The organism is Wolbachia endosymbiont (group B) of Camptogramma bilineatum, from assembly GCF_947251825.1.
GTDB lineage: Bacteria > Pseudomonadota > Alphaproteobacteria > Rickettsiales > Anaplasmataceae > Wolbachia.
Genome location: NZ_OX366391.1, coordinates 732,499 through 756,598, shown reverse-complemented (window position 1 = coordinate 756,598; position 24,100 = coordinate 732,499). Strand labels below are relative to the sequence as shown.

Below are 24,100 nucleotides of genomic sequence, written 5' to 3'. Positions count from 1 at the left end.
TTCTAAACAACTACTCCACTAATACCTATGAATTTGCCTTCTGAAAGATACATACCTTCAAGTACAAGAGTCATTTTTCCTTCTTTAGCTTCAGCAATCTTTACTTTTTCTAACTTAAATCTCTTCTCAAATTTCCCCAGTGCTTCTGCTGTTGCTGCATAGATTTCCAAAGTTAAATCTCTATTTATTGGCTTATCCACCAATTCAAATAATCTTGAGCCATAATCTCTTCTCATAATTCTACTACCTTTCGGAGTAGTCAAAATATCAACTATTGATTGCTTCAAGTGCTCTATTCCTTTTAATTCTTTCCCTCTTTTAGCATCCATTCCTTTCATTTTTAGCCTGCAAACACGGTTTCACTGCCTTTTATTACTTTAAATCCACATGAAACTATATCTTCTACTCTTCCTATACCAAGACCATTTGCAAACACTGTTTTTGATCCTTCAGTTAATACTCTTCCTTCTGTAAAATTATCTCCTTTACGGCAAACTGGCTTACCATTCACAAAAACATTATTACTGCCGCTAATGCAAAAATGTGGTGTTGCTTCTGCACAATAATCTCCTACTCGCACAACTGATTTATTCATTTTTCCAATTAATTAAGTTCTATTTTATCTGCTTTCAGTTTTATTTCACTCTTTGTCATCTCTATACTCGATCCTCCAGCTTTCAATGTTATTTTGTCTACTACTTCAATCTCTAAATGATGCTTCTCTTTATCATATAACAATCTTGTTCCATCCTGAAACTTCACACTATTTATTTCTTTTTTATTCTCTGGTGCAGAGTATTTTTCCTGATATATTCCTCCTAATACCACTCCTAATGATAGTTCACCAAGAGGAGAAAATACCATTACTTGTTCATCGATATCTGGAGGAGACCAATCTCTATCTTTTCCTGCTTTGCTTGTTATCCATGGCAGATAATCTGTTACAATATCTCCTATTTTCACTCTTACTTTTGCTTTTTCATAATCTATTTCTTTTACAATTCCTATACGAATAACGTTTGCTAGCTTCCTATTCAGCTCTGAAATCGCAAAACTATGATCCAACATTTATATTTCCTACGTTTATTGTATGTGGTTTAATTTTCCCCTCTTCCCATACTGATTTACCTAAATGAAGCTGATGACTCCAATCAACCATCCACACTAAATATGCATCGAGCTCTGGCCTAAATCCGTCAATTTCCGCAGAGATAAATTCTCCTGGTGAAACATTTTCCACATTCCAAGTATTTTTATTTACTACTCTCGCAACCTCAGCAGCTAATGTTCTAACAACTACCGAGGAATCCTCTACTGTTCCATCAACTACAATCCTCGCCTCAAACCTGGCTTTCAATGCTAATTCATCAGTACCTGCATCTTTACCTGGTTCTAAACTTGTTAGTTCTACAAACACCGCTGGCGCTACTAATTCTTTCCTTATTGCTGGATAAATTTCACATGTCTGTATAGCCAGTATTTCTTCCTTAAGTGTGCTGCAAATTGCTTTATGTAAATCTTTCCAGAACTTTGTCATGCATATAATTTAACTCATGTAATGTATAAAATATTTTTCAAATACCTTTTCAACTTCATAATTAACAAGATTCCCTATTATCCTTGAAGCCTCAGGTTCGAGTGGCAACTTAACTTCCTTTATTGGCAATGCTGCCCTTCCTTCACGTTTAAACATACCGCTATTTCCTTTTGGCATAACTGCTGCAAATCCTCCTATAAACTCATGCTTTCCTACTTTCGATCCTCTTCTTGTTTTTTGTATTTTGCCAATTGTCGATGCTCTAATGTCGTAGAGATTTGCTCTAATTAACACTTCTAATCTGCTTGTTTTTGCTTTAAAAATTCTTAATCTCTTTCTTATCAAACTTAATTTTATTCTCTTTTCCTCACTAATTTCCTTAGCTGCTTTTGATTTTAGCCATATTGCTGTTTTGTTTAATGCACTCACCGTCACTTTTTCCACTTTTTTCCTTTCAGCATCTATACTTTGTATAATACTACCGGTGTTAATACGCATTTATACTCCTGACGCTCGAATTTTCCATACCATTCCTGAATTATCTTGCAGCGGTGGAGAATATACTTTATATTTACGGTCACCTATAACAAAAATATCTCCTACAATTGGCTGCAGTACATCAAACGCACTTATTTCCAACACTAAAGTTTCTCCTACAAATTGCCCTTCACCAATCTCGTATAATTTATCTGGCTCTTGCTTTAACACCTGTACCATATATGACTTATCCTTTGATTTATATAAAGCCACTTCTCCTAAATGGGCAAAACAATCTTTAAATAATCTCTTAATATTCTCTTGCACGTTTCTCCTCTATATACTAACATTTATATTCTAAGAAGAGGTAAAGCATTCTTCTGCCTCACACCGCTTTATATTTGCTCTACCTATGCTGCAACGATCTTGACCAAAACGGCCGGGCGGTGGCACATTGGTAGAGGATTTGACTGCGTATGTAAATCGGTCCCTCTATCAAACCTCCTTGGCTCTTGTTTTGCATATAGTGGCTGTCCGAGAGTGTTTACCGTTTCATTAAAATCTGCTGGTGCAAAATATGTTGTAAATGTACTTGCTGTTCCTACTGGAAAACAGTGCCCTGTATCTCTTTCTATAAATCTTCTCACCGTTCCTTCAGGATCAGTTGCTTGCACTCTATATTCCTCAAATGTTATTCCACAGAATGTAAATCCTGACCTCATATCATTCCTTAGCGCTGCTCCTTCTTGCCATCTTTCATATGCTTCTTTCACTTTACTATGCGAAGTTAATGCATCAAAAAACTCAGGGCTTACCAAGGCATGAATTCCGGTCATATATTCACCACTTAGATTATCTTCTATATGCCGGAGTACTTCCAGACACTTACGTTTTACGTCAGTTGTTGCTGTTCCAAGGGCAAAATTTACTACTTTTGGTGTTATTTCAAATTCGTTATACAGATTTAATAATTCTGACCCATCAGCATCTAAAATTATTCCTTTGAGCGCTCCCATTCGCAAATGCTCTAATGTTATTGCATGTTTGTTTCTCATTAGCTGTAAATGATCGGTTATTACATCCGCCAGCGCTTTCAGTTCACTTTCTGATCCAAATGCCCTTATTCCCTGTACTTCCTCTGGTAACACTACATCATCATGTGGAATATGCGGAATCGTAAACGTTCTTACCTTTCTTTTTCCTCTTTTTCCTACTGTTGCTGGTGCTCCTGGAACTTGCGTTGGTAGTAAACTTAAAACTCCGTTATGTTCTTCTATTGTAATATGTCTAAATCTTACTGACCTATTTGGAAATAAATTTAAATTTTCAACACGTCCATAATTTATCGGCAATATATTCATCGCATTTGTTAGTGCCGTCATGCTAAATGCTGTATTTGTAAATGGATTTTGCATTTTTTCTTTTCCCCCTTTTGTATTTTTAATAGTTTTTTTTAAGCTTCCTTGCGGATAATGATCCCTCGTGCTTCAAGTTGCTTTATTGCTGCAGCTTTTTGCTCTTCAGTGATATTTGCTGGCCACACAATTGCATGATCTGCTAGCATTGCACTGCGAGTAATAATTACTCCTTTCATATCAGAATCTTTGCTATGTATATCGGTTGTAATTACTCCTACTGCTGTTTGTGTGCCGTCTGTTCCAGTGGGGTTCAGCACTCTAATAAAACCATCATCTGTCTTCTTGGCAACTACTGTACCAAGTTTAATATTTTGACCTTTCGCTACAGTTATTTGGTCTCTTGAATATAGACTTGATGCCTCATACTTTAATAAGTCACCCAGATTATTTTGTTCAGTTATACATGTCATATTTTCTTTTCTCCTTTTTTTTCCTTTAGTTTACCGCCATGTTTGTAGTTGTTGTACGCGGCGGTTATAAGAAAACTTAAATACTTGATTGCGCTCGAGCTTTAGCTACTTGTATCATCAAATCTTCTGATGAATTTTGTGGTAAAGCGCTGAAAATCTCAGCTTTTGCTGTTCGCTCTGCAAGTAACTCCATTAAAACTTCCCTTGCTTGCTCAACACTTACGCTTTGCTCAATAAATTCTCCTATCTTTTCTGGCATCTTTGATACATTACATAATCTTATTATCTCTAAAATTTCTCTACGACAGTTTTCGTAGCCTTCATCAGTTAACTCATTAGTTGTCATACTAACACTCCTACTTTTATGATTATTGATAAATTCAAAAAATGTTGTAACTCCATCTGCAAGACCTATTTCTACTGCATTTTCACCAAAGTAAAGCCCTGCTTCCGTTGATCGAATCTTTTCAATTGAAAGACCTCTGTTCCTTGCTATTAGCTGTAAAAACATTTCATATAGTCGGCCTACTTCTTTTTGTAAGCTTTCTAAACTTTCAGACGTCATTGGCTCATGCGGGTTTAAATCATTCTTTCGACTACCAGCAAAGATTGTGGTATACTTAATACCTTGCCTTTCATCAAACCTACTTTGATCTATGTGACTTGCTATTACTCCAATACTTCCTACTCCTGAAGTTCTACTCACAAATACCTTTTCAGCGCTAGAGGCTATAGCGTATGCAGCAGAATATGCATCATCATTTGCTATTGCTATTATCCTCTTTTTTGCTCTTGATTCATAAATAAAATCAGCTAGGTCAAATATACCGTTTACTTCTCCTCCTGGACTATCTATATCAAGCAGAATAGTTTCTATATCTTTGTTTGATAATGCTTCTTCTATTTCTTCTTGAATTTTCTCATATGATGTCATTCCCAGAAAATCGTCAAAAGCCCCTGGTTTTTTGGTCAAAATTCCATGTATTGCTATTACTGCTGTTTTTTCTATATTCTGATTTACTGCATGTTTTATATTTTTCAAGATAGGTTGTTTTCCGTTATATAGTGACAACAGGTCAAAGCTTTTTTGCTCTATCATCATCGGCCTACATAGCCAGTTGGTTTGTAAAATTTCCATAAAGTAAACGAGACTTATTTTGTTTGTGTCCTGACATCAGAATCAAAGAAAAGGTTGAGAGAATCAGCACGCTTTTGATCTTCTGCTATTTCTTGGTCAATTTCTTCTACATCGTAACCCATTTCTGATACTACTTCCGATCGACTCTTAAATCCATTCCTTACTGCCATTTGCTGCGATTGCTGGTCTTTCAGTGGATCCACCTAATCAAATCCCTGTGGTATCCATTTTACTTCTTCTTTCACTACTTTTTCATCTGTACTCAGTTCTCCAGAAAGTACTGCTAACTCTAGCCATCTACTCCATACTGGTCTGCAAAATTGAAATACTATAATGTTGTGTTGCAGCATAGCGCATCGACGACGGAACTCTATTAATCCAGCTCTGATTGATGAGTAATTAACACCGGTTAAATCTCCTGTTAGCTGCTCATATGTTATTCCTGTACCTATTGCTATTGCCCTCAGTTGCTGTCTCATGAATGCTTCATAACTTCCTCCAACATCTGACGGCTCTGAAAATTTTATGTCTTCTCCTGGGTCTAAAAGCTGCATTGTTCCAGGTTCCAATCCAGACAGTGCTACTCCTTGCTCATTACTTTCACCTTCTCCTAAAATATTTGCTTCAGGATCGAGTCTCGTAATAAATCCCGCAAACATTGCTGCAGTCTTTTTTCGTACTAATTCTGCATCATCATATTGATCAAGTTCATAGAGCTTTAGCAGTATACTCGAAAGCCATGGCTCTCCTCTAATTTGCCCAGGTCTTAATGGTCTATAGATATGTAAAACATCATTTGCTGGCACTCTCACTGATTCACCAAACGAGCTTTCTCCTGGATGTTCTCTAAATAAGTAATATGCCTCTCTTTGACCAAGCCTGTTAAATTCAATCCCGTTTCTTATTACATTACCATTTGCTAAAGTTTGATTTGTTTTATTGTCTAAATGTTCAGACTCAAGTACTTGCAGTTGTAATGGCACAGAAAATCTATCTTCCAGCTTTCTCGTTCTTAAACGTACAAAACATTCTCCTCCCTCTATCATACTTCTGCATACTAGAGCTTGTAATCCATAAAAATCACTTACTCCACTACTGTCTGCTTCATCTGTCCATCTTAGCCATAATTCTTGCACCTTCTTTCGAAATTCTCCATCTCTTGCTTTTGATTGTGGTTTTATTCCTGTTCCAATAGAGTTACTTACTATTGTATCAATTATATTTGCTGCATATGGATTTTTTCTCACCATATCACGTGATCGACTACGTAAGTGCTCAAGGCTTTGAGAGAGTAAGCTGTTTATACTACTTTTCTCCGGTTGCCAATACATTACCCTTCTTCCTGACCCTGCAGCGTCCCAGGCTGAGCTTTTTATCTTTTGTTTGTTAAATAATTGCTTGAAGGTTTTTAGCAGCATTTATAAAATTCCTTTACTCGTTGAAAAAACAATTTTCCTCTTTGGCCTCATGCCTGCAACTTTTAACCCCGCTTTTATTCGTTGCCTGAGCTCCAATAAATCCTTTATTTGAACTTCCCCGTACCGCACAACATGGTCACCATATGCAATTGAGACAACTCTTTCTCCGCTTTGCAGTTTTTGAATTGCTTTCTCAACTTGAGTTAAATATCCTTCACTGTACATTTTGATTACCAAGCCACTTACTCTGTCTTACTTTTTTAGGCTTTTTGCTTTCCATTTTTCCACTCAAACTATTCCATTTACTCTCTGGCCAACGATCAATTCCAAGCGCAATAGATGCTGCTCTCGCATAAATTCGGCAATCCAGTACTTCATTTCTTTCTCTTACCTTCTGCCACTCTTGTTTGGTGTATCCTTTCACTACCTTGCTGACTAATTGCTCTGCCGTTAACTGCTTGAAATATTCAGGCGCATACTCGGGAAAATGACAGTATCCTGCTGGAGCTTCTTCACCGTCCTTTAAAACATTAAGTAATTGAAAAAGTTCTGACTTTAATATCGATACTCCTACTGGCCATAGCTTTATTCCTCTCTTTAGCTTTTGACCACCAACTGTTATATCAACTCTACTTGGGCTGCTAAGCGGCACTAGTGCTTTATTTACACCTTTGACTGCCATTACTCTTCCAGATCCTTGATGACCTCTTACCCAATTGTATACTTCTTGTGTTGCATATCCTGCATCTACTGCCATCATACTTATCATATATTCAAGCCCATTTTCACCGATAAAATGATGACTCAGAAGCTCCGAAAGCTTTCCCCATACTTCCCCACTCCCAGTATCTCCTTCAAATACTCGGTAGTCTATTGACCAACTTTCGCGGCTTTTTCCCCATGCTACAACTTCTACTTCTAACCGATCTTTTTGTACATCTACTCCTGCTGTGAGAACTACTTCACCCTTTGGTACTGTGCCAATTTGATAAGATTCTCTCCTGTTAAATAATTGACTTCCAGTCCGGTACTTCTCCTTTGTCTACCCAGGTTTCTCCAAGCGTTGTATTTATCCAAACTTTTAGTAATTGTTCACTTTCTTTGGCATGGAGAAAATCTTCTACTGCTTGTTGCCAACTATACCAGCCAACTGGACTATAAAGACTTGAAAGATGAAATCCTTTTTTCTCACCTTTTACTCTATTAGTAGGTCTCCATTCTCCACGCTCAAGCATCTCTGTCTTTTGATGATTTTCTATTTTGCCGCTACATTCAGTGCAGACATAATGTGCTGTTTTCGAATCGTTATTTTCCCATTTTATTTGTGACCATTTTAGAACTTGATAGTAATTACAATATGGACATGGTACAAAAAAATATCTCTTATCTGTTGCTTCAAATTCCTTTTCAATTCTGCTTATTCCATGAATCGTTGGTGTTGACACTAAAAAAATCTTTCGCCTTGCAAATGTATTAGTTCGGGCAATACTGAGCAGCACTGGATCTCCTTCTCCTCCTGAATCTCCTGGATAGGCATCTATTTCATCAAGAAAGAGATATTTTACTGGCATGGATCTAAGTCCTACACTGCTATTCGCTCCAGTTATTACTACTATTCCACCTGGAAACTCCTTACTTTGTACAGTATTGCCTGAGTCTCTTGATCTTGGGTCTTTTACTTTACTCTTTAAACATGGTGTACTCTCTATCAACGGTGCAAATCTTCCCTTCGACCAACGTTTTCCCATTTCGACTGTTGGCTGTACTACTAGCATTGGTCCTGGTGTTTGATCGATGATATAGCCAATCCAATTGTTGCCAGCTTCTGTTCCCCCAATCTGCGCTCCTTTCATGAATACTACTTTTTCAGCCGGTGAAGAAGGAGATAGTGAATCCATGATTTCTTTTAAATAAGGAGTTCTTTCCGTTCTCCATTTACCTGGCTCTGACGCTGCAGTTGGCGCTAAAACTCGATACTCATTTGCCCACTCTGATACTTTAAGCTCTGGATCTGGTTTTAAACCTTCAGAAAAAGCTCTAGCGTATATCATTGTCTGCATTTACTCATAATTGGTTCTATCTCAATATTGTTAACAGTAGAGTTTATTCCTCCACACTCCTCCAATTCCATAAACATCTTTTTCTGAAACTCTTTTTCTATATATCTTTTGCTCATCTCACTTATCATTAGTGCTATAATAAGCGCAAATACCCCTGTTATTGTTGCAAAAATGATTGCACTGCTTATTGTTGTTGCTGTTAACCCTATATATGCTGCCATTGCTACTGCACTTACTGAAGTAAAAATGCAGATCACATTATTGTATTTTCTTACTTTTACTTCTCTATGTTCTATACACCTATTCAGAGCACAATAAACTGGTGAATTTATTACAGATACTCTCCTTTCGTCTGGTAATTTGACGTTCTTTTCTTTAAACAAAGCTTTAAGTAACTCTAAATTATTTGACTTGATTGCTAAATGCAAAACAGGTGTGTAATTTGCTCCTTTTTTCAGCAGTAACTTTACTACATGTAAATGCCCTTTTTCTGCAGCAAGGTAAATCGGTGATAGACCTTTATTATTTGAAACGTCAATATCAATTTCTTCTTTTAAAATAGACTCTACAATCTCAATTTCTCCTCTTTGTGCAGCTAAATGGAGTAGACTATTCTTTTCAGAACCGTATTTATTACTTATCAAAGCCTTCTTTATCTCAGGTTTAGCGTAATCAAATGGTGTCTTGCCGCTATCGTCTTTTACCAATGGATCTATATCTTCTCGCGTTAGTAAAACTTCTATTGTTTTAAGTCTTTCAGCATAATGTAGTGGTGTTTTATTTTCATAGTCTTGCAAATTGACTTGAGCATTAGGCTCCTTTATTAAGGATTTGAGGATATCAAGACATAAGTCTCTTTCATCATAATTAGTATTACTTACAGCTATATGCACAGGCGACAATTTCATTGAGTTTTGTCCCATGCGCGTGCTATTTACATCTGCTCCAAGCTTCAGCAGTAACTTTACTATCTCCAACTTTTTATTATTAACTGCATAGTGCATTGGTGTCTGATTTCGTGCATCAAAGACATCTATTTCAGCATTTCCTTCTCTTACTAAAATCTTTACAACTTCTACATGTCCAATACCAGCTGCCAAATGTAATGGCGTATGATGCAGAGCATTTCGTATATTAACGTCAATACCTTTTCCTATCAAATATCTAACTGCATTAACTTCACCTATCATTGCAGCTAAATGAAGTAAGCTATCTTCCTCAGAGCCATATTTATTATTGACTAATGCCTCTAATATCCTTGTCTTTTCACCTTCTTTTGCATAATCTAAAGAGGTTTTGCCTTCATTGTCTTCAACAAAAGGATTAATATTCTTCTTTGTTAGTAACAAATCCACCATGCTTAATTCGTCAAATTCTATAGCGCAATGTAGTGGTGTCTTGCCATTTAATCTTCTAACATTAACATCTAATCCAGGTTGATTAATGAGGCACTTTATTAATTCTAAACTTAAGTGAGCAGACATTTTATATTTAAAATTTAGTGTTAGATAATTCTTCAAGCGAGTTTGTAATCTCTTCAGTTAGGCCATATGAATCTTTTCAGTATCACTCAGTGATGCAAGTAGTGCTGAAACTCTATTTGGAATATTAAGCAAATTATTACGGACAACTCTTGCTACGTTAAATGCTTCACTTTTTACTTCTTCTACTGCTACAAGTTCACCAATCTCAGCTTTTGCCTTGCCTCAAGCAGTTTACCACGTTCCATTTCATTTTTGATTCGAGTTTTAAGCAACATCGTGGAAAGTTTTTCTCCGTTTTCTGAATAGTTTTTTCTTCTCAATGGTTGACTTGGATCTCTTATTGCTGCTACTGCTTCATTTGCTTGTTCTCTATTATCAAACCATCCTCCAACTCAACTATTCCTTTTTTTACTAAATAACAGACATATTGCTTTAAAAATCCTTGTTCTCTTGCCCATTCTGTTTGTGTTATTAATTTCACTTTTTTTGCTCCTTTTTTTCTTCTTGAATCTCTTGAAAAGTTTTACCAGCACCAGAAAGAATTGCCTCCCTGCCTGTATACACTTGCTAACGTTTTATCGTTACATCTACAAACTTTGAATCTAGCTCTATTGTTCTACAAATTCTTCCTGTTCTCTCACATGCAATCAGTGTGCTGCCAGAACCGCTAATGGATCAAGTACTATGTCTCCAGATCTACTGCTGTTTACTATTGCTCTCTCCATTAGCTCTACTGGCTTCATCGTTGGATGTAGTGAGTTATGTATTGGCTTATCATAAAACCACAGATCACTTTGATTTCTTCCTCCATGCCACTCACGTTTATTGCCGCTTTTCCATCCATAGAGCATTGCTTCGTATTGTCTTTGATAATCTGATCTTCCTAGCGTAAAGTGATTCTTTGCCCAAATGATAAATGTTGACCAACGACCACCTGCTTCTTCAAATGCTTTTTGCAACGTCGAAAACTCTGATGATGATATGCAGATGTAAATTGCTCCTTTCGTATATGCTAAAATATTGGAACAGATGTAGTAGAGAAAAAGTTCGTACTTTTCACCTTGATTATCGTTTAGTATTTTTTTATCTTCTCTTTCCTGACTGCTACCGTAATCAACGTTATATGGAGGATCACATACGGTAATATCTGCCATTTTATTGTCTAATACCGCTTTATATGATTCAACTAAAGAGCTATCACCACAATAGATTCGATGATCACCTAAAATCCATAAATCCCCTGGTTTTGTTATTTCTACTTTTTTGTCATCAACAACTAAGTCAGAAAGATCTTCTTTTTCACTGTCTAAATCATCAAGAAAGTTTTGAACTTTTTCTAATTCAAATCCAGTCATTTTAAGATCAAACTGTAAATCTTCTAACTCTTGAATTTCCACTTTTAAAAGCTCATCATCCCACTTTGCCCAGTTAGCTGATTGATTAGCAAGTAGTCGAAAAGCTTTAGTTTGTGGTTCATTTAAATTATCACTGAGGACTACTGGAATACTTTCCATACCAAGTTTTCTTGCTGCTTTAAGTCTTAAATGACCATCAACCACAGTGCCATCGCTTTTTGCAACTATTGGTATACGAAAGCCGAATTCCCTGATTGAAGCACACATTCTGTTTACTACGTCATCATTTTTACGAGGATTACGCTTATATTCGACGAGGTTTTCAACAGGATAGTAGTGGATTGCTAAATTCATATCTTAATAATTAAAAAGTTAATATTTAAAATATCTCTGACACTAGAAAAGGCCTGGGGTCAGCACCACCAAACCCGCCATTATGGCCGAAAGGACCTACTTTTTATGAGCTTATTAATATCTTTCCATAACATAGAACATCAAAGCTAAAGCATCTGCTTGATTATCATCTCTAGGTGAAAAACTTTTTTCACGTATCGCTTCAATAACTTCACTCTTACTTGCATTACCTTTGCCTGCTATAAAGCGTTTTATAGTTTTAACATTAACACCTTTGTATGGTACGTGATGTTCTTCACACCAAGCAGACAGCACTGCAAGAAAACCACCATAGCAATGAGCTGCATCAGTTCCTAGATGTCTTCTTACTTCCTCAAAATACACTGCAGAAATGTCTTTCAAAGAATTAAGCCAATTACGAAAATTTAAGAAGCACATACCGCCTCCACTGAAACGACTACCATGAAAGCCTTTGCTTCCACTTTCAATTATTCCATCTGTTAGAATTGCCCAGCCCGTTTGCTTGCCAAGGTCGAGTGTTAGGATTGACATTTTCTTTGTGTTTGAAGCGTATAGAGGTAAACTAACCTCGTTGAAACAATGCCCTTCTATTATATATATACCGGATTTCTTACTACTTTTTCCGGGATTTTCTAAAAAAAAAGTTAAAATAATTTCAAAACTGCTCACCAGCTAAAGAATAAAGTAGATAGTTCTCTATTTTTAGAGTTTTACAGTTGCTTGTCTTTTTTACAAATAACCTATATGCTACTTGAAGTAAGGTAGAGTAGATATGATAATAAATGAAAACGAAATTTTATTATATACAACTCCAGATGGAGACGTGAGAATTGATGTTTTGTATCGAGATGAAAACATTTGGCTTACACAAAAAAGAATGGCGGAGTTGTTTGATGTTAATATTAGAACAATTAGTGAGCATTTACAGAACATATTTGCTAGTCAAGAGTTAGATAAAGATTCAGTTATCCGGATTTCCCGGAATACTGCTGAAGATGGTAAACAGTACCCTACACAATTTTATAATTTGGATAGCTATTGGTTATCGAGTTAATTCTAAAAAGGCTACATCTTTCAGAGTATGGGCTACAAAAATTTTGAGAGATTTCATCATCAAAGGATTTGCATTAGATAGCGAACGGCTAAAAAACGGCCTAAAGTTTGGCAAAGACTACTTCAATGAATTACTTGAAAAAATCAGGAGCATCCGAACGTAGGTTTTACCAGAAGATTACCGACATTTATGCTGAATGCTCTGCAGACTATGATCCAAATTCAGAAATAACAAAACAATTTTATGCAAAAGTACAGAATAAATTATATTGGGCGATTTACGGCTTGACTGCAGCAGAGCTATCGAGTTGATCATAAAAAACCACATATGGGACTAACTACTTGGAAAGATGGTCTAGGTAATAAAATTCATAAGAGTGATGTAAGTGTTGCAAAAAACTACTTGACTGAAAAAGAATTAAGTGAACTAAATCACATTGTCTCAATGTATCTAGATTATGCAGAACTTCAAGCAAGAAAGCATCGGCTAATGAAAATGCAGAATTGGGTTGAAAAGTTGGATGCATTTCTATTGTTCAATGATTATGAAGTACTTAAAGATGCTGAGTGCTGAAGTTGCAAAAGCTCTAGCTGAAGGAGAATACGAAAAGTATAGAGTTATACAAGATAAATTACATGAATCTGACTTTGATGAATTAATTAAAGCAAGTAAAGAAAGTGAGAAAATAACTACAACAAAAACCAGCTTGTAGTTGAGCTATCTGTGTTTGACATCTTGCTTTTGTTTTAATTTCAAGGGGGGGGTGAACCACCCTTTAGAAAGCCCTATCTGCCAATAAATAGTGAAAACATAAATCTTTGTCTCCATTATACGAGATAAAATTAGAGACGTAAATAAATAAATTTTGATCTTTGTCTCCATTTAAAGCGGTACATAAGTTTTAGATGCAGAAAAAGCTCAATAGAAAAAAATGATTCATTTCTGTAATTTTAGACACCTATGCCTAAAGAACAAACAAATCATATCCTCTTTTTCCGGAATACTCAATAAATTGGCTAAAATCTTGAACGGAATACATATTGTAATTTAATTGTTAGGACATTTATATTATAAGCAAAGCAGAAATTTAATAACTAAAGGAGAAAACCTATGTTTTAAAGCTAGCCACAACTTTTAAGCAAAAAAATACTCCCCTGATTAAAGATCGCTTATAAAACAACTCTAAACTCAACTAAAAGGTATTTTAATTAATCTTACTATCACGAAAGAAACTTACATATAAGTTTAACACGGTTTTTATGCCTTGTAAAGAAAATTTTTTAAAAAGAATTTAACGTTTCCTGTCTCAAATCCTTTTTTTAGAGAGCTATCTATAAGAGTTAAAAAATTAAAGAATAAATAAGAATGAAAAATATAAAATATAAATAGGGTATTATTATATACCTTATTTTTATTATTTATAATAATAGGGTTTTTCTCTAAACTAAGAAACACTCAAAATCAGCCAAGGAACAGCCTTTTATGATATTATAGTAGTTTGCTTGACTTGTAACCTTAAATTATGTTAAACTCCCCTACAGTAGCCCACTTCTCAGCTTAATGAGATTTCATTTTCCAATCTAAAATGGCTTAAACTGCCAAAAGTCTATATAATCTCGAATCTAAAGTGCTTAATTCATAAATAATTATTATTAATAGTTTTACTAATATAGCATTTTTACGGCTACCTCTTATAGACGAAAAATCTCTCACCTGGGTATATTGTAAACACGTTAAGCTCTATTAAAGTTTAATAGAAAAATCGTAATAAAAAAAATTTTAGAGCAATTCATATTTTAAACCACATTTACAGTATATATCTGTTATGGAGGAGAAGAAAAGTAGTAGATAGCTTATTTGATTATGTAAGTGTCTCATAAGGAAAGTATAGTATATTTTGCAACATAATGCAGATGCAACTTATAGGTGGCCTTTTTGTTTAAAGTTAAAATGAAATTAAATTTTGTAATTTTTTTGAGGAGTGTAAGTTGAGAGCAGAGCTAAATTTTCAATACCACCATTGTCCTTTACAGAATTTGCGTTACCTGTTCATTTTTGTAATTTTAATGAAAAATTTTTAGAGCAAATCATATTTCGGACTGCATTTTTAGTCGTTAGAAAAGTAGGTCATTTAGTGGAGTATGAAAGCGGAGTTGTGCAAAATTTTTTAAAAAAGTGAACAGTTTTTAGAATTTTTGTGAACATATATAGTAAGGAAATAGTGTAAGTTTAAAGTCAGATGTTTTTATAATAAGGAGTAAACGTGTTTTGGAAAAATTTCCCTCACTTCCGAAAGATCGATAAGGGATCCGGTATACTATAGTCAATGGTACAGAAATATAAGCATCTCTTGAGTTATGTTAATAAGTGAACTTAGTTTATGCAGTAAGCAACTGTTATAAATTTTCTAGCATATAGGTATATTTACTTATTAAAGTAAGCTTCAAAATGCAAATCATTTGGCAAACCTACCAAATAACCAGATGAACTTACAAAGAGAAATATAAGAAAATCAATACCTTAAGAGAATTTTAAATGGCAAATAAAATTTCATTTGGCAAAATTGCCAATCGGCTCCAAAGCTGCGTATATGTGGAGGTTTAACCAAAATGTTAAATGGCAAATTTCCTTATATATAATATATATTACATACTATAAATATGTAATATATCAATGTGACAAAATAGAAGCATTATGATTATTTAATAGGAAGTTGACATAGTGAGGAAAATATTGTAGAATTATATTAGAGTATTTTGTCTTAAAAGAAAGAAAACTCTAAGAGCCTTCAATCTTACCTTTACTGTAAACCTGAACTGACTTCCTTCACTTATTAATATATTTTTCAAGCTTTGCCAAGAGAACCACCTACTACATTTTTTACTTCATGATAAGAGAACAAGACCGCAACCAATACAGCCTTGCTCAAAAACCTTTCAAACACTTAACTTTAAAAGGAGCTTCAACCTATGGTACAAGATTTTTTAACTGATGTCAAAGAAAAAAATACTTTAAATTATGATTTTAACGACGCTGTCTCACATTTAGAACCATTAGAACAATTTGATGTAGAAGAAATAAAAAGACAACTATTATTAAACATCAGATCATGCCTTTCTTATTTATTTCCAAGAGGAACTTTTCATGGTGACAAATTTCAGATAGGTGATGTACAAGGTAATAAAGGCAAAAGCCTCAAAGTTGAATTAGCGTATGGCAAGGTCGGATTATGGATTGATTTTGCAACTGGGGACGGTGGTGACATTATTGATCTTTGGGCAGCTGCACATGGGAAAAACGCTAAAATAGAATTTGTTGAAGTAATTTCTTCGATAAGTGAATGGATAGGATGTAACAAGCGACCTACTAAAGAGCAAAAGAGAATAACTCAATGGGACTATCTCGATCAGGATAATCAGTTGATTGCCAGCAAATATCGTTATGATACTGCTTCAGGAAAAAGTTATCAACCATTTGATGCTAAAAAATCTACCTTTACTGCACCTGAGATCAGGCCTCTGTATAACATTCCAGGCATCACTAAATCTGATAGAGTGATATTGGTAGAAGGGGAAAAATGTGCTGAGCTACTCATAGAACAAGGGATCACTGCAACAACAGCAATGTTTGGAGCAAAAGCACCTATTGAGAAAACTGATTGGACTCCACTTAAAGGTAAACACATTATTATATGGCCAGATAACGATGATCCTGGAAAAGATTATGCTCAAGAAGCCGCAAAAAAGCTTTCTGGTTTTGGAGTTGCATCACTTTCTATTCTCAAGATTCCTCAAGATAAGCCAAAATCTTGGGATGCTGCAGATAGTGTGCTAGAAGGAATGAACGTTGAAGAATTTATCCTTAACAACAAAAGCCCTTATTCTTCAAGAAAGTCAAAAAGAATTGATACTACAGTTTGGACCAATATCCCTCCAGAAAGAAAGTGGGTTATTAAGGATTGGCTCCCTGTAGGAAGTGTTACAGCTCTTTATGGTGATGGTGGTGTTGGAAAATCTCTCCTTGCTCAACAATTAATGACAGCCGCTGCTTTTGGTAAACCTTGGCTTGGAATAGATCTGGAAAAAATAAAGACATATGGTGTGTTCTGTGAAGATGATGAAGAAGAACTTTGGCGTCGGCAATGCGCAATAAATGAATTTTATCAATCAGGTATGGAATCTTCTGATTTTCAGGATAATGTTGGCTTATGGTCACGAGCAGGGCACAATAATCAACTTATGGTTTTTAATAACAAAGATACTGGTCAATTAACTACGTACTTTCAAGAGTTACTTGAGGATATTGAATCGTTTCAGCCGAAGCTTGTGATATTAGATACAGCAGCAGACCTATTTGGAGGAAATGAAAACGACCGTTCTCATGTGAGACAATTTATTCAAGGTTGTTGTGGTCGAATAGCTCAAGCAATAAAAGGAGCTGTTTTATTACTTGCCACCCTTCTGATGCGGGAATAATACGTAAAACTGGCACAGGCGGTTCAACAGCATGGAATAATACAGTAAGGTCTCGTTGGTATTTGACTAGACCAGATAAAGCTAATGCTTCTCCTGATGAGAGAATTTTATCGCGCAAAAAATCTAACTATTCGCAGTGCAATAACGGGCAAATGACACTTTACTGGAAAAATGGGGCATTTGTACATGACAATTCAGTTTTAAATTCAGAACCAATAATCAGAGATCAATATAGTAAAAAGTTGGATTTAGAACGGATGAGAAAACATGAGGTTATCTTGAATTTAATTCGCAGTAGCGCATATCAAGGTAATATTTATACTGCTGGACAATTTGCAAAGCGTTTTGAAGGAGAAGAGGGGCTTGGCAGTGAGCGCAATATTAGAGAAAGAATAAATAATCTTGCAACTCTTGGACAGATTAAATTCTTTCGTAATGCTGCAGGATATGGGACCAATTCTAAATATGGATTTCTTTGTGTGCAGGATATGGAATTTAAAGTTTCAGTAGGAGATAAAGTAGAGCACAAGTTAATAAAGCCAACACATTACTATCTACAAGCAAATGGTGCGGTCTTGCCTATTAAAGATTTAGATGTTTTGTGGTGATTTTTCAAAAAGTTTCTAAAAATAGCAATTACTTTTATTCAAAATTTTAGGATGTTGAGAGCATTTAAGAGGGGCAAGTGAGTTTTCTAAAAAACCTTCATACAAAATTTTCTTTACAATGAATAAAAATGACGATAAAATCATGTGCAAGTTTATTTTATACTAATAGAATTAGTATAAGTACATTTTATTCAAATTTTAAAGGGCATTACAGACGCTAAAGAGATACAATCGATTGGGTTGGACACACTCGCTTTAGAACTTAATTACAGGCTTTTTGGTGAATTAAGCAGTAGTTACCTTATTTCAAACAGAGTGGTCTAAGAGGTTTCATCAATAAAAACCATACTTGAAAGTAGCACACACTCAATTATAACTATGGGGCGTCTCTTTCTAAAATTTTACTTAAGAATTACTACAGATGCTAATTTAACGAATTTTGTCTGTTCGATGGTAGTTATTTTCCTCTAGAAAATCAAAGTGGACTTTACATCTTACTAATTATAAATTAACTTACTACCTAATCAATTCCTGAATTATGTATGAGTAAAATTTTGATAATATTAGCAGCAGGAAAGAGCAGTAGAATGAATTCTGAATATCCAAAAGCGTTGCACCAAGTGGGAAATCTTACTCTTTTAGAACATATAATTTCTAATGCAAAATCGCTGAGTCTAAAAAGCTTATCAATTGTTGTTAACAACTCCCTTCTAAAAGATTTAGAAAACTTTGATACTCTAAAAAGTATAATCGATCAATACAATATAAAACTAATAATTCAAGAAGATATTACAGGCACTGGCACTGCAGTTAAAATTGCTCTAGAAAATCTGGAGGAGTTATCTGATCAAGACATAGTTTTAATACAGTATGGAGACACTCCTTTTATATCTAGCGATACAGTTATGAAAATGACTGATTGTTTAAAGTATAATAATTTAGTTCTTCTTGGATTCAATAGTCAAGATGAACAATATGGAAGATTAGTAATTGATAATTACGGAAATGTTCAAAAAATCCTAAAAAATGGAGATAAAATGCTTCTTGCAAACTCTGGAATAATGGCTTTATATGCTAAAGATCTCTTTACCTTAGTAAAAGAAATAAAATTCAATAATTCGACCAATGAATATTGTCTTAATGATATAGTGCCCATTGCAGCAAACAATAACTTGAGTGTAGGTTATGTAGTTTCTGATGAAAGAGAAGCAATGGGAGTAAATAATAAAGAGGATTTGATTAAAGCCGAACACTATTTTCAAGAAAGAAGGCAGCCAACTTTTCTTTCATAACTACATTTTTTTATTCATTAATTTAAGTTGACATTTGTTTTATACTGGTTTTATAATACCTTTTGATTCTTACTTGTAAGATAATTGGTACGACAAATTTTCCTATTTGTAGTGAGAGGGTATACATGGGGATATTAATAACAGGTGCTGCAGGTTTGATAGGGTCAACCTTGGTGAAAAAGTTAGAAAACCAGGGCCATGAAGTAATAAGCTGTGATATTAGGTTTCGCAACAATCCACTCAGTTTTTTTTTAGAAGATATAGTACCACTACTTGCTAAGTGTACAGGAATTATTCATCTGGCTGCAATTTCTCGAGTTATACATGGTGAACTTTATCCTGAACTGTGTAAAAAAATTAATGTTGATGGTACAATGCAGTTTTTAGGGTTATGTAAGTCACTTCCAAATAAACCATGGTTTATATATGCAAGTAGTAGGGAAGTCTATGGAGAGCAGAAGGAACTGCCGGTTACAGAATCTGCTAGTATCGATCCAATAAATAATTATGCAAAGGTAAAGCATTTATTGAGAAGCAAATAACAAGTTTAAAAGATTTTAATGTAGCAATATTACGCTTTTCAAATGTATACGGTGGTTTACTAGATCATAACAGTAGAGTAATTCCCGCACTCTGTATTAATGCATTAAGAGGTGATCCAATTAAAATAGAAGGTAAAGAATGTGTTTTTGATTTTACCTACTTGGATGATGTTATAGAGGGTATATGCTTAACTGTTAAATATTTACAAAGTGAAAAATCTTCTCTTCCTGCTATTCATCTTACTACTAATAGCCCATGTACTTTAGAAAACTTAGCAAAAACAATATTAAAAGTCACGAAAAGTGATTCTAGAATTGATTTTTATCCTCCAAGAAATTTTGACGTAACTAAGTTCCATGGTGATTTTACTAGAGCTAAAGAGCTACTTAGTTGGTCTCCAAAGCATTCATTAGAAGTAGGATTAAGCAATTTTATAAAAAGTCTACAAAACAATATACAAGAGTATCCTAACAATATAGATATGGTAATATATGAAAATATTAAAAGTTATTCATGGTTACCCTCCTTATTATAGCGCTGGTTCAGAGGTTTACAGCCAAACTCTTGCTCATGAACTAGCAAATAACAATGAGGTACAAGTATTTACTAGGTATGAAAATAGCTTTTTACCTGATTTTTATTACACTACAGTCCTAGATCGTAGTGATTCTCGAATCTTACTGCATTTAATTAATATACCCATAGCTAAATATCATTATTCATTTATTAATGAAGAAGTAGATATAAAATTTAAAAGAGTAATAGATAACTTTCAGCCAGATCTTATACATTTTGGTCATCTTAATCATCTATCAATTACTTTACCAGAAATTGCTTTTAAAGAAAATATACCTACAATTTTTACGCTACATGACTTTTGGTTAATGTGTCCAAGAGGAAGGTTTATTCAACGCAATTCTGAAGATTTATTACAGCTTTGTGATGGACAAAAGGATCAAAAATGTGCAACCCAATGTTACAAGGGATATTTTACAGGAGATGAAGAATTCCTGAATTCAGACCTAAATTATTGGGAACAATGGGTTGCAACTAGAATGAAGCACACAAGGAAAATAATAGACTATATAGATTACTTTATTTCCCCATCGAAATTCTTGATGGATAAATTTACTCAGGATTTTTATGTTCCGATAAACAAAATTTCTTATCTTGATTATGGTTTTGATCTCAATCGTCTTAAGAATAGAAATAGAGTACAAGAAAAAGAGTTTATTTTCGGTTATATTGGTACTCATACTCCCGAAAAAGGTGTTGATCTATTATTGAAAGCTTTTTCTCACTTATCATCTAAAGCAAAACTTAGAATTTGGGGAGCAGCAAGAGAAGAAACTAAAGCTTTAAAAGCGATTGCCGATCAGTTTTCACCTGTTGTTAAAGAAAGAATAGAGTGGATGGGAAGTTATGATAATAAGAATATAGTTACTGACGTATTTAATAAAGTTGATGCAATAGTCGTTCCTTCAATTTGGGGTGAAAATTCACCGTTAGTAATACATGAAGCACAGCAACTTAGAATACCAGTTATAACAGCCGATTATGGTGGTATGGCAGAATATGTAAGAGATGGACTATTATTTAAGCACAGAGATGCAAGTAGTTTGTCAGAAAAAATGCAAGTCCTATCTACAAATCAGGAGTTATACAATAAACTTACCCAAAAAGGCTATCCTTATACTAAAAATGGAAATATACCTTCTATGAGTGAGCATATTGAGAAACTTAACAAGATTTACCGTAATGCTATTGAAAAGAAAGGCAAATCAGTAGCTGTTAAACCCGGTCCTTGGAGAATTACTTTTGATACTAATCCAGATTACTGTAATTTTGCTTGTATAATGTGCGAATGTTTTTCACCATACAGCAAAGTTAAAGAAGAAAAGAAAGCTAAAGGAATAAAACCTAAGATACTGTCGATAGAAACTATCAGAAAAGTAATTAAGGAAGCAGCTGGCACACCTTTAAGGGAAATCATTCCTTCTACTATGGGTGAGCCTTTAATGTATAAAAGCTTTGATGAAATAATCAATTTGTGCCATGAGTTCGGCCTTAAGCTTAACCTCACAACCAATGGTTCTTTTCCCATTAAAGGAGCTAGAAAATGGGCTGAACTATTGGTACCAATTTTATCTGATGTTAAGATTTCCTGGAATGAGGCAACTAAAGAAACTCATGAAAGAATCATGAAAGGTTCAAAATGGGAAGTAGTGACAGAAAATTTAAAAACTTTCCTTGAAGTTAGAGATAAATACTTTGGCGATACAGGTGAAAGGTGTACCGTTACTTTACAATTAACATTTTTGGAAAGTAATTTACATGAACTCTATGACATAGTTAAGATGGCCATAAAAAACGGCATAGATAGAGTTAAAGGACATCATCTTTGGGCCATTTTTAGGAAATTAAGGATCTATCTATGAGAAGAGATGAGTTAGCAATTAGTAGATGGAATACAGAGGTGAGAAGGTTATATGAGCTTAGAGATAATATGCTATTACCAAATGGTAAAAAGATAAAATTAGAAAATTTTACAATTCTTTCTCAAAAAGGTATTAAGGATTTGGCTCCAGGTGGTCAATGCCCATTTTTAGGTAAAGAAGCATGGATAAACAATGAAGGAAAGTTTAGTCCTTGCTGTGCTCCAGATGAACTCCGTAAGACATTAGGAAATTTTGGTAATGTTAATGAGGTTAAACTCGAGGAAATATGGCAGAGTAGTGAGTACCTAAGCTTACAAAAGAATTATTTAAATTACAAATTATGCAAAACATGCAACATGAGAAAACCTTTGATCAATTAATCAAAGATAATCTTAAATCTATTAAAATTTCACCGTGTGAGAGTTTTTACGAATTACTAGGAAATCCTTTGTATGAAGATAGGTTTATAAAGGTTGGTAAATTTCATGAGCCCGGTCTTGCACCGGTTTATGATCAGACAGGTGCTTATCATATCAATGTAAGAGGAGAAGCAGTTTATCATCATAGATTTCTAAAAACTTTTGGATTCTACTTTAATAGAGCGGCCGTAGAAGATGATACAGGGTGTTACCATATTGATTCATCTGGATGTAGAGTATACAAACAGTCGTATCAATGGATTGGAAATTATCAGGAAGATATTTGTGTAGTTAGAAGACATGATAAATGTTTTCATATTAATTTAAATGGCAACAGGATTTATCAGGAGGAATATGATTATGTTGGAGATTTTAAGGATGGTATCGCTGTAGTCTATAAGGATGGTAAAGCTACACATATTAATCATCATGGAAAGTTAGTACATAATAAATGGTATAAAAAACTTAATGTTTTTCATAAAGGGTATTCTATTGCAGAAGATCAACATGGTTGGTTTCATATAGATATTAATGGTGATCCTGTTTACCAGCAGAGATTTAAAATGGTAGAAGCATTTTATAATGGGATGGCAAAAGTTGAAACTTTTGAAGGTGTGTTAGGACAAATCGATATTACCGGAAATGTAAAGTTTAGTATTTTTGATTTAGGTAAAGAATCTCAAGTGCATAGGATTTCTGCAGAACTTTCAGCCTTTTGGAAAACTTACCTAACAAGCGTTGCTATTGAACTTGATTTGTTAAATATTTTACCTGCAACTGTGCCGTTTTTATCTAAAAAGTTAAACATTATCGTACCAAATCTAGAAAGGCTGTTAAGGGCGTTGTGGGAAATAGGGTTTATTGATTACGATAAGGACGAGGACTTATGGAAACTATCATCAAAAGGTAAGTGTTTTAAGGAAATACCATTTTTGCCAAAAGCAGCAACAATGTGGGCAAGAGTTGCCGCTGAAAAGAATTGGTTAAAGATGGCCGATATACTAAAACAGAAGTCTATCTCTTCATTTGAATCTTTTAAGGAAAGAGAAGCATCAGAAGATAAGAAAATAGCATTTTACCAAGCATTACTAGGATATTCTAGGTTTGATACTAAAGAGTTTAATTCTAGAATTAATATAGATGATGCTAAGAATATATTGCTATTTGGTGTACACTCTTTATTTCTTGCTTATTCTGATATACACAATAAAGGTTCTATAGGCCTATATAACGAACATAAAGTACCAAGACAGTTAGTAGAAAATTTAAAAGTCAAACTTATAACTCAGGAAGAACTATCAGTTACAAATTATGAATTAGGTGTCTTTTGCCGCTTTCTACAGCACTATGATGATGATAAAGTATTGTCTTATTTAAAATTGGTCAAAGGAATATCTCGTATTTTATTGATAGAAACTATTTTAGATTACCGCTCTCCAACTGGAGGCTCTGTAGATATTAATGTCATGGTTGAAACAGGAGGTAAACTAAGAACATTAAACGATTGGGAAAAAATACTCAAACAAGTAAAAGGATTCAAAATTTTTGCTGTTTTACCTTTAACAGATTACTTATCAGTTATTGATGTCAGATGTTAAT

At 34.3% G+C, this 24,100-nt stretch carries 21 protein-coding genes and 7 pseudogenes; 12 read left to right on the top strand and 16 right to left on the bottom strand.

Translation table 11 applies throughout. The features are described from left to right. Positions 1 to 2: 2 nt before the first annotated feature. The 16 genes and pseudogenes from OPR44_RS03875 to OPR44_RS03800 form a co-directional block, all read right to left on the bottom strand. A complete protein-coding gene (locus OPR44_RS03875; protein WP_019236393.1) occupies positions 3 to 338 on the bottom strand; it encodes a GPW/gp25 family protein in 336 nt (111 codons plus the stop codon). 2 nt (positions 339 to 340) lie between these two features. After that, positions 341 to 595, bottom strand: coding sequence for a PAAR domain-containing protein (locus OPR44_RS03870; RefSeq protein WP_019236394.1), 255 nt, complete (start codon positions 593 to 595; stop codon positions 341 to 343). Between the two features lie 8 nt (positions 596 to 603). Next, on the bottom strand, positions 604 to 1,068 hold the full coding sequence (locus OPR44_RS03865) for a phage baseplate assembly protein V (protein ID WP_019236395.1): 465 nt from the start codon (positions 1,066 to 1,068) through the stop codon (positions 604 to 606). Then, positions 1,055 to 1,537 (bottom strand): hypothetical protein, encoded by a 483-nt coding sequence (locus tag OPR44_RS03860; RefSeq protein ID WP_015588266.1) that lies wholly within the window; start codon positions 1,535 to 1,537, stop codon positions 1,055 to 1,057. The genes OPR44_RS03865 and OPR44_RS03860 overlap by 14 nt, the downstream gene beginning before the upstream one ends. A gap of 9 nt (positions 1,538 to 1,546) precedes the next feature. After that, complete coding sequence (locus OPR44_RS03855; protein WP_019236396.1) at positions 1,547 to 2,035, bottom strand: phage tail protein; 489 nt, start codon at positions 2,033 to 2,035, stop codon at positions 1,547 to 1,549. Next, positions 2,036 to 2,341 (bottom strand): head-tail joining protein, encoded by a 306-nt coding sequence (locus tag OPR44_RS03850; protein WP_019236397.1) that lies wholly within the window; start codon positions 2,339 to 2,341, stop codon positions 2,036 to 2,038. A gap of 83 nt (positions 2,342 to 2,424) precedes the next feature. After that, the gene (locus OPR44_RS03845) at positions 2,425 to 3,429 is read right to left on the bottom strand and encodes a major capsid protein (protein ID WP_265015384.1); all 1,005 of its coding nucleotides are present in this window, start codon (positions 3,427 to 3,429) and stop codon (positions 2,425 to 2,427) included. Positions 3,430 to 3,467: 38 nt separating this feature from the next. Next, positions 3,468 to 3,842, bottom strand: coding sequence for a head decoration protein (locus OPR44_RS03840; protein WP_265015383.1), 375 nt, complete (start codon positions 3,840 to 3,842; stop codon positions 3,468 to 3,470). Positions 3,843 to 3,918: 76 nt separating this feature from the next. Next, positions 3,919 to 4,980 (bottom strand): S49 family peptidase, encoded by a 1,062-nt coding sequence (locus OPR44_RS03835; RefSeq protein ID WP_265014740.1) that lies wholly within the window; start codon positions 4,978 to 4,980, stop codon positions 3,919 to 3,921. 14 nt (positions 4,981 to 4,994) lie between these two features. Next, a pseudogene (locus OPR44_RS03830) lies at positions 4,995 to 6,398 on the bottom strand (phage portal protein). Next, positions 6,399 to 6,623, bottom strand: a complete 225-nt coding sequence (locus OPR44_RS03825; RefSeq protein ID WP_047759508.1) for a gpW family head-tail joining protein — start codon at positions 6,621 to 6,623, stop codon at positions 6,399 to 6,401. It abuts the pseudogene before it with no gap. After that, a pseudogene (locus tag OPR44_RS03820) lies at positions 6,613 to 8,449 on the bottom strand (phage terminase large subunit family protein). Before OPR44_RS03820 ends, OPR44_RS03825 begins: the two are co-directional and overlap by 11 nt. Beyond that, a complete protein-coding gene (locus tag OPR44_RS03815; protein ID WP_265015382.1) occupies positions 8,446 to 9,942 on the bottom strand; it encodes an ankyrin repeat domain-containing protein in 1,497 nt (498 codons plus the stop codon). The pseudogene OPR44_RS03820 and the gene OPR44_RS03815 overlap by 4 nt, the downstream one beginning before the upstream one ends. Positions 9,943 to 9,949: 7 nt before the next feature. Continuing rightward, positions 9,950 to 10,423 (bottom strand): annotated as a pseudogene (locus OPR44_RS03810) (hypothetical protein). After that, a pseudogene (locus tag OPR44_RS03805) lies at positions 10,420 to 11,651 on the bottom strand (DNA modification methylase). Before OPR44_RS03805 ends, OPR44_RS03810 begins: the two co-directional pseudogenes overlap by 4 nt. A gap of 114 nt (positions 11,652 to 11,765) precedes the next feature. Continuing rightward, positions 11,766 to 12,203, bottom strand: coding sequence for a RuvC family protein (locus OPR44_RS03800; protein WP_264376397.1), 438 nt, complete (start codon positions 12,201 to 12,203; stop codon positions 11,766 to 11,768). Between the two features lie 241 nt (positions 12,204 to 12,444). Here OPR44_RS03800 and OPR44_RS08855 point away from each other — a divergent pair, with 241 nt between their 5' ends. The 12 genes and pseudogenes from OPR44_RS08855 to OPR44_RS03730 all read left to right on the top strand — a co-directional run bounded on the left by OPR44_RS08855 (position 12,445) and on the right by OPR44_RS03730 (position 24,099). Continuing rightward, the gene (locus tag OPR44_RS08855) at positions 12,445 to 12,726 is read left to right on the top strand and encodes a hypothetical protein (protein WP_264376396.1); all 282 of its coding nucleotides are present in this window, start codon (positions 12,445 to 12,447) and stop codon (positions 12,724 to 12,726) included. Next, positions 12,668 to 13,037, top strand: a pseudogene (rhuM, locus tag OPR44_RS08850) (RhuM family protein). The gene OPR44_RS08855 and the pseudogene rhuM overlap by 59 nt, the downstream one beginning before the upstream one ends. A gap of 16 nt (positions 13,038 to 13,053) precedes the next feature. Next, the gene (locus tag OPR44_RS08845; protein ID WP_264376393.1) at positions 13,054 to 13,299 is read left to right on the top strand and encodes a virulence RhuM family protein; all 246 of its coding nucleotides are present in this window, start codon (positions 13,054 to 13,056) and stop codon (positions 13,297 to 13,299) included. Beyond that, the gene (locus tag OPR44_RS08840; RefSeq protein ID WP_264376392.1) at positions 13,286 to 13,438 is read left to right on the top strand and encodes a hypothetical protein; all 153 of its coding nucleotides are present in this window, start codon (positions 13,286 to 13,288) and stop codon (positions 13,436 to 13,438) included. Before OPR44_RS08845 ends, OPR44_RS08840 begins: the two co-directional genes overlap by 14 nt. 2,257 nt (positions 13,439 to 15,695) lie before the next feature. After that, complete coding sequence (locus OPR44_RS03770; RefSeq protein WP_265015381.1) at positions 15,696 to 17,201, top strand: AAA family ATPase; 1,506 nt, start codon at positions 15,696 to 15,698, stop codon at positions 17,199 to 17,201. After that, on the top strand, positions 17,132 to 17,809 hold the full coding sequence (locus tag OPR44_RS03765; protein WP_265015380.1) for a hypothetical protein: 678 nt from the start codon (positions 17,132 to 17,134) through the stop codon (positions 17,807 to 17,809). Before OPR44_RS03770 ends, OPR44_RS03765 begins: the two co-directional genes overlap by 70 nt. Before the next feature lie 542 nt (positions 17,810 to 18,351). After that, complete coding sequence (locus OPR44_RS03760; RefSeq protein WP_262986641.1) at positions 18,352 to 19,101, top strand: NTP transferase domain-containing protein; 750 nt, start codon at positions 18,352 to 18,354, stop codon at positions 19,099 to 19,101. Between the two features lie 125 nt (positions 19,102 to 19,226). Continuing rightward, positions 19,227 to 19,643 (top strand): SDR family oxidoreductase, encoded by a 417-nt coding sequence (locus tag OPR44_RS03755; protein WP_265015379.1) that lies wholly within the window; start codon positions 19,227 to 19,229, stop codon positions 19,641 to 19,643. Then, positions 19,628 to 19,786: pseudogene (locus OPR44_RS03750) on the top strand (NAD-dependent epimerase/dehydratase family protein); the annotation flags it as partial. The gene OPR44_RS03755 and the pseudogene OPR44_RS03750, both read left to right, overlap by 16 nt. An 18-nt stretch (positions 19,787 to 19,804) precedes the next feature. Next, entirely contained in the window at positions 19,805 to 20,179 is a 375-nt protein-coding gene (locus tag OPR44_RS03745; protein WP_265015378.1) for a Rossmann-fold NAD(P)-binding domain-containing protein, read from the top strand. Next, positions 20,136 to 22,462, top strand: a pseudogene (locus tag OPR44_RS03740) (glycosyltransferase). Before OPR44_RS03745 ends, OPR44_RS03740 begins: the two are co-directional and overlap by 44 nt. Then, entirely contained in the window at positions 22,423 to 24,099 is a 1,677-nt protein-coding gene (locus OPR44_RS03730; protein ID WP_265015375.1) for a WG repeat-containing protein, read from the top strand. Before OPR44_RS03740 ends, OPR44_RS03730 begins: the two are co-directional and overlap by 40 nt. Position 24,100 lies beyond the last annotated feature (1 nt).

Coding starts and splice junctions, on each gene's coding strand:
- OPR44_RS03875 (WP_019236393.1), bottom strand. CDS start 338: ATGAAAGGAATGGATGCTAAAAGAGGGAAAGAATTAAAAGGAATAGAG.
- OPR44_RS03870 (WP_019236394.1), bottom strand. CDS start 595: ATGAATAAATCAGTTGTGCGAGTAGGAGATTATTGTGCAGAAGCAACA.
- OPR44_RS03865 (WP_019236395.1), bottom strand. CDS start 1,068: ATGTTGGATCATAGTTTTGCGATTTCAGAGCTGAATAGGAAGCTAGCA.
- OPR44_RS03860 (WP_015588266.1), bottom strand. CDS start 1,537: ATGACAAAGTTCTGGAAAGATTTACATAAAGCAATTTGCAGCACACTT.
- OPR44_RS03855 (WP_019236396.1), bottom strand. CDS start 2,035: ATGCGTATTAACACCGGTAGTATTATACAAAGTATAGATGCTGAAAGG.
- OPR44_RS03845 (WP_265015384.1), bottom strand. CDS start 3,429: ATGCAAAATCCATTTACAAATACAGCATTTAGCATGACGGCACTAACA.
- OPR44_RS03840 (WP_265015383.1), bottom strand. CDS start 3,842: ATGACATGTATAACTGAACAAAATAATCTGGGTGACTTATTAAAGTAT.
- OPR44_RS03835 (WP_265014740.1), bottom strand. CDS start 4,980: ATGGAAATTTTACAAACCAACTGGCTATGTAGGCCGATGATGATAGAG.
- OPR44_RS03825 (WP_047759508.1), bottom strand. CDS start 6,623: ATGTACAGTGAAGGATATTTAACTCAAGTTGAGAAAGCAATTCAAAAA.
- OPR44_RS03815 (WP_265015382.1), bottom strand. CDS start 9,942: ATGTCTGCTCACTTAAGTTTAGAATTAATAAAGTGCCTCATTAATCAA.
- OPR44_RS03800 (WP_264376397.1), bottom strand. CDS start 12,203: ATGTCAATCCTAACACTCGACCTTGGCAAGCAAACGGGCTGGGCAATT.
- OPR44_RS08855 (WP_264376396.1), top strand. CDS start 12,445: ATGATAATAAATGAAAACGAAATTTTATTATATACAACTCCAGATGGA.
- OPR44_RS08845 (WP_264376393.1), top strand. CDS start 13,054: ATGGGACTAACTACTTGGAAAGATGGTCTAGGTAATAAAATTCATAAG.
- OPR44_RS08840 (WP_264376392.1), top strand. CDS start 13,286: ATGCTGAGTGCTGAAGTTGCAAAAGCTCTAGCTGAAGGAGAATACGAA.
- OPR44_RS03770 (WP_265015381.1), top strand. CDS start 15,696: ATGGTACAAGATTTTTTAACTGATGTCAAAGAAAAAAATACTTTAAAT.
- OPR44_RS03760 (WP_262986641.1), top strand. CDS start 18,352: ATGAGTAAAATTTTGATAATATTAGCAGCAGGAAAGAGCAGTAGAATG.
- OPR44_RS03755 (WP_265015379.1), top strand. CDS start 19,227: ATGGGGATATTAATAACAGGTGCTGCAGGTTTGATAGGGTCAACCTTG.
- OPR44_RS03730 (WP_265015375.1), top strand. CDS start 22,423: ATGCAAAACATGCAACATGAGAAAACCTTTGATCAATTAATCAAAGAT.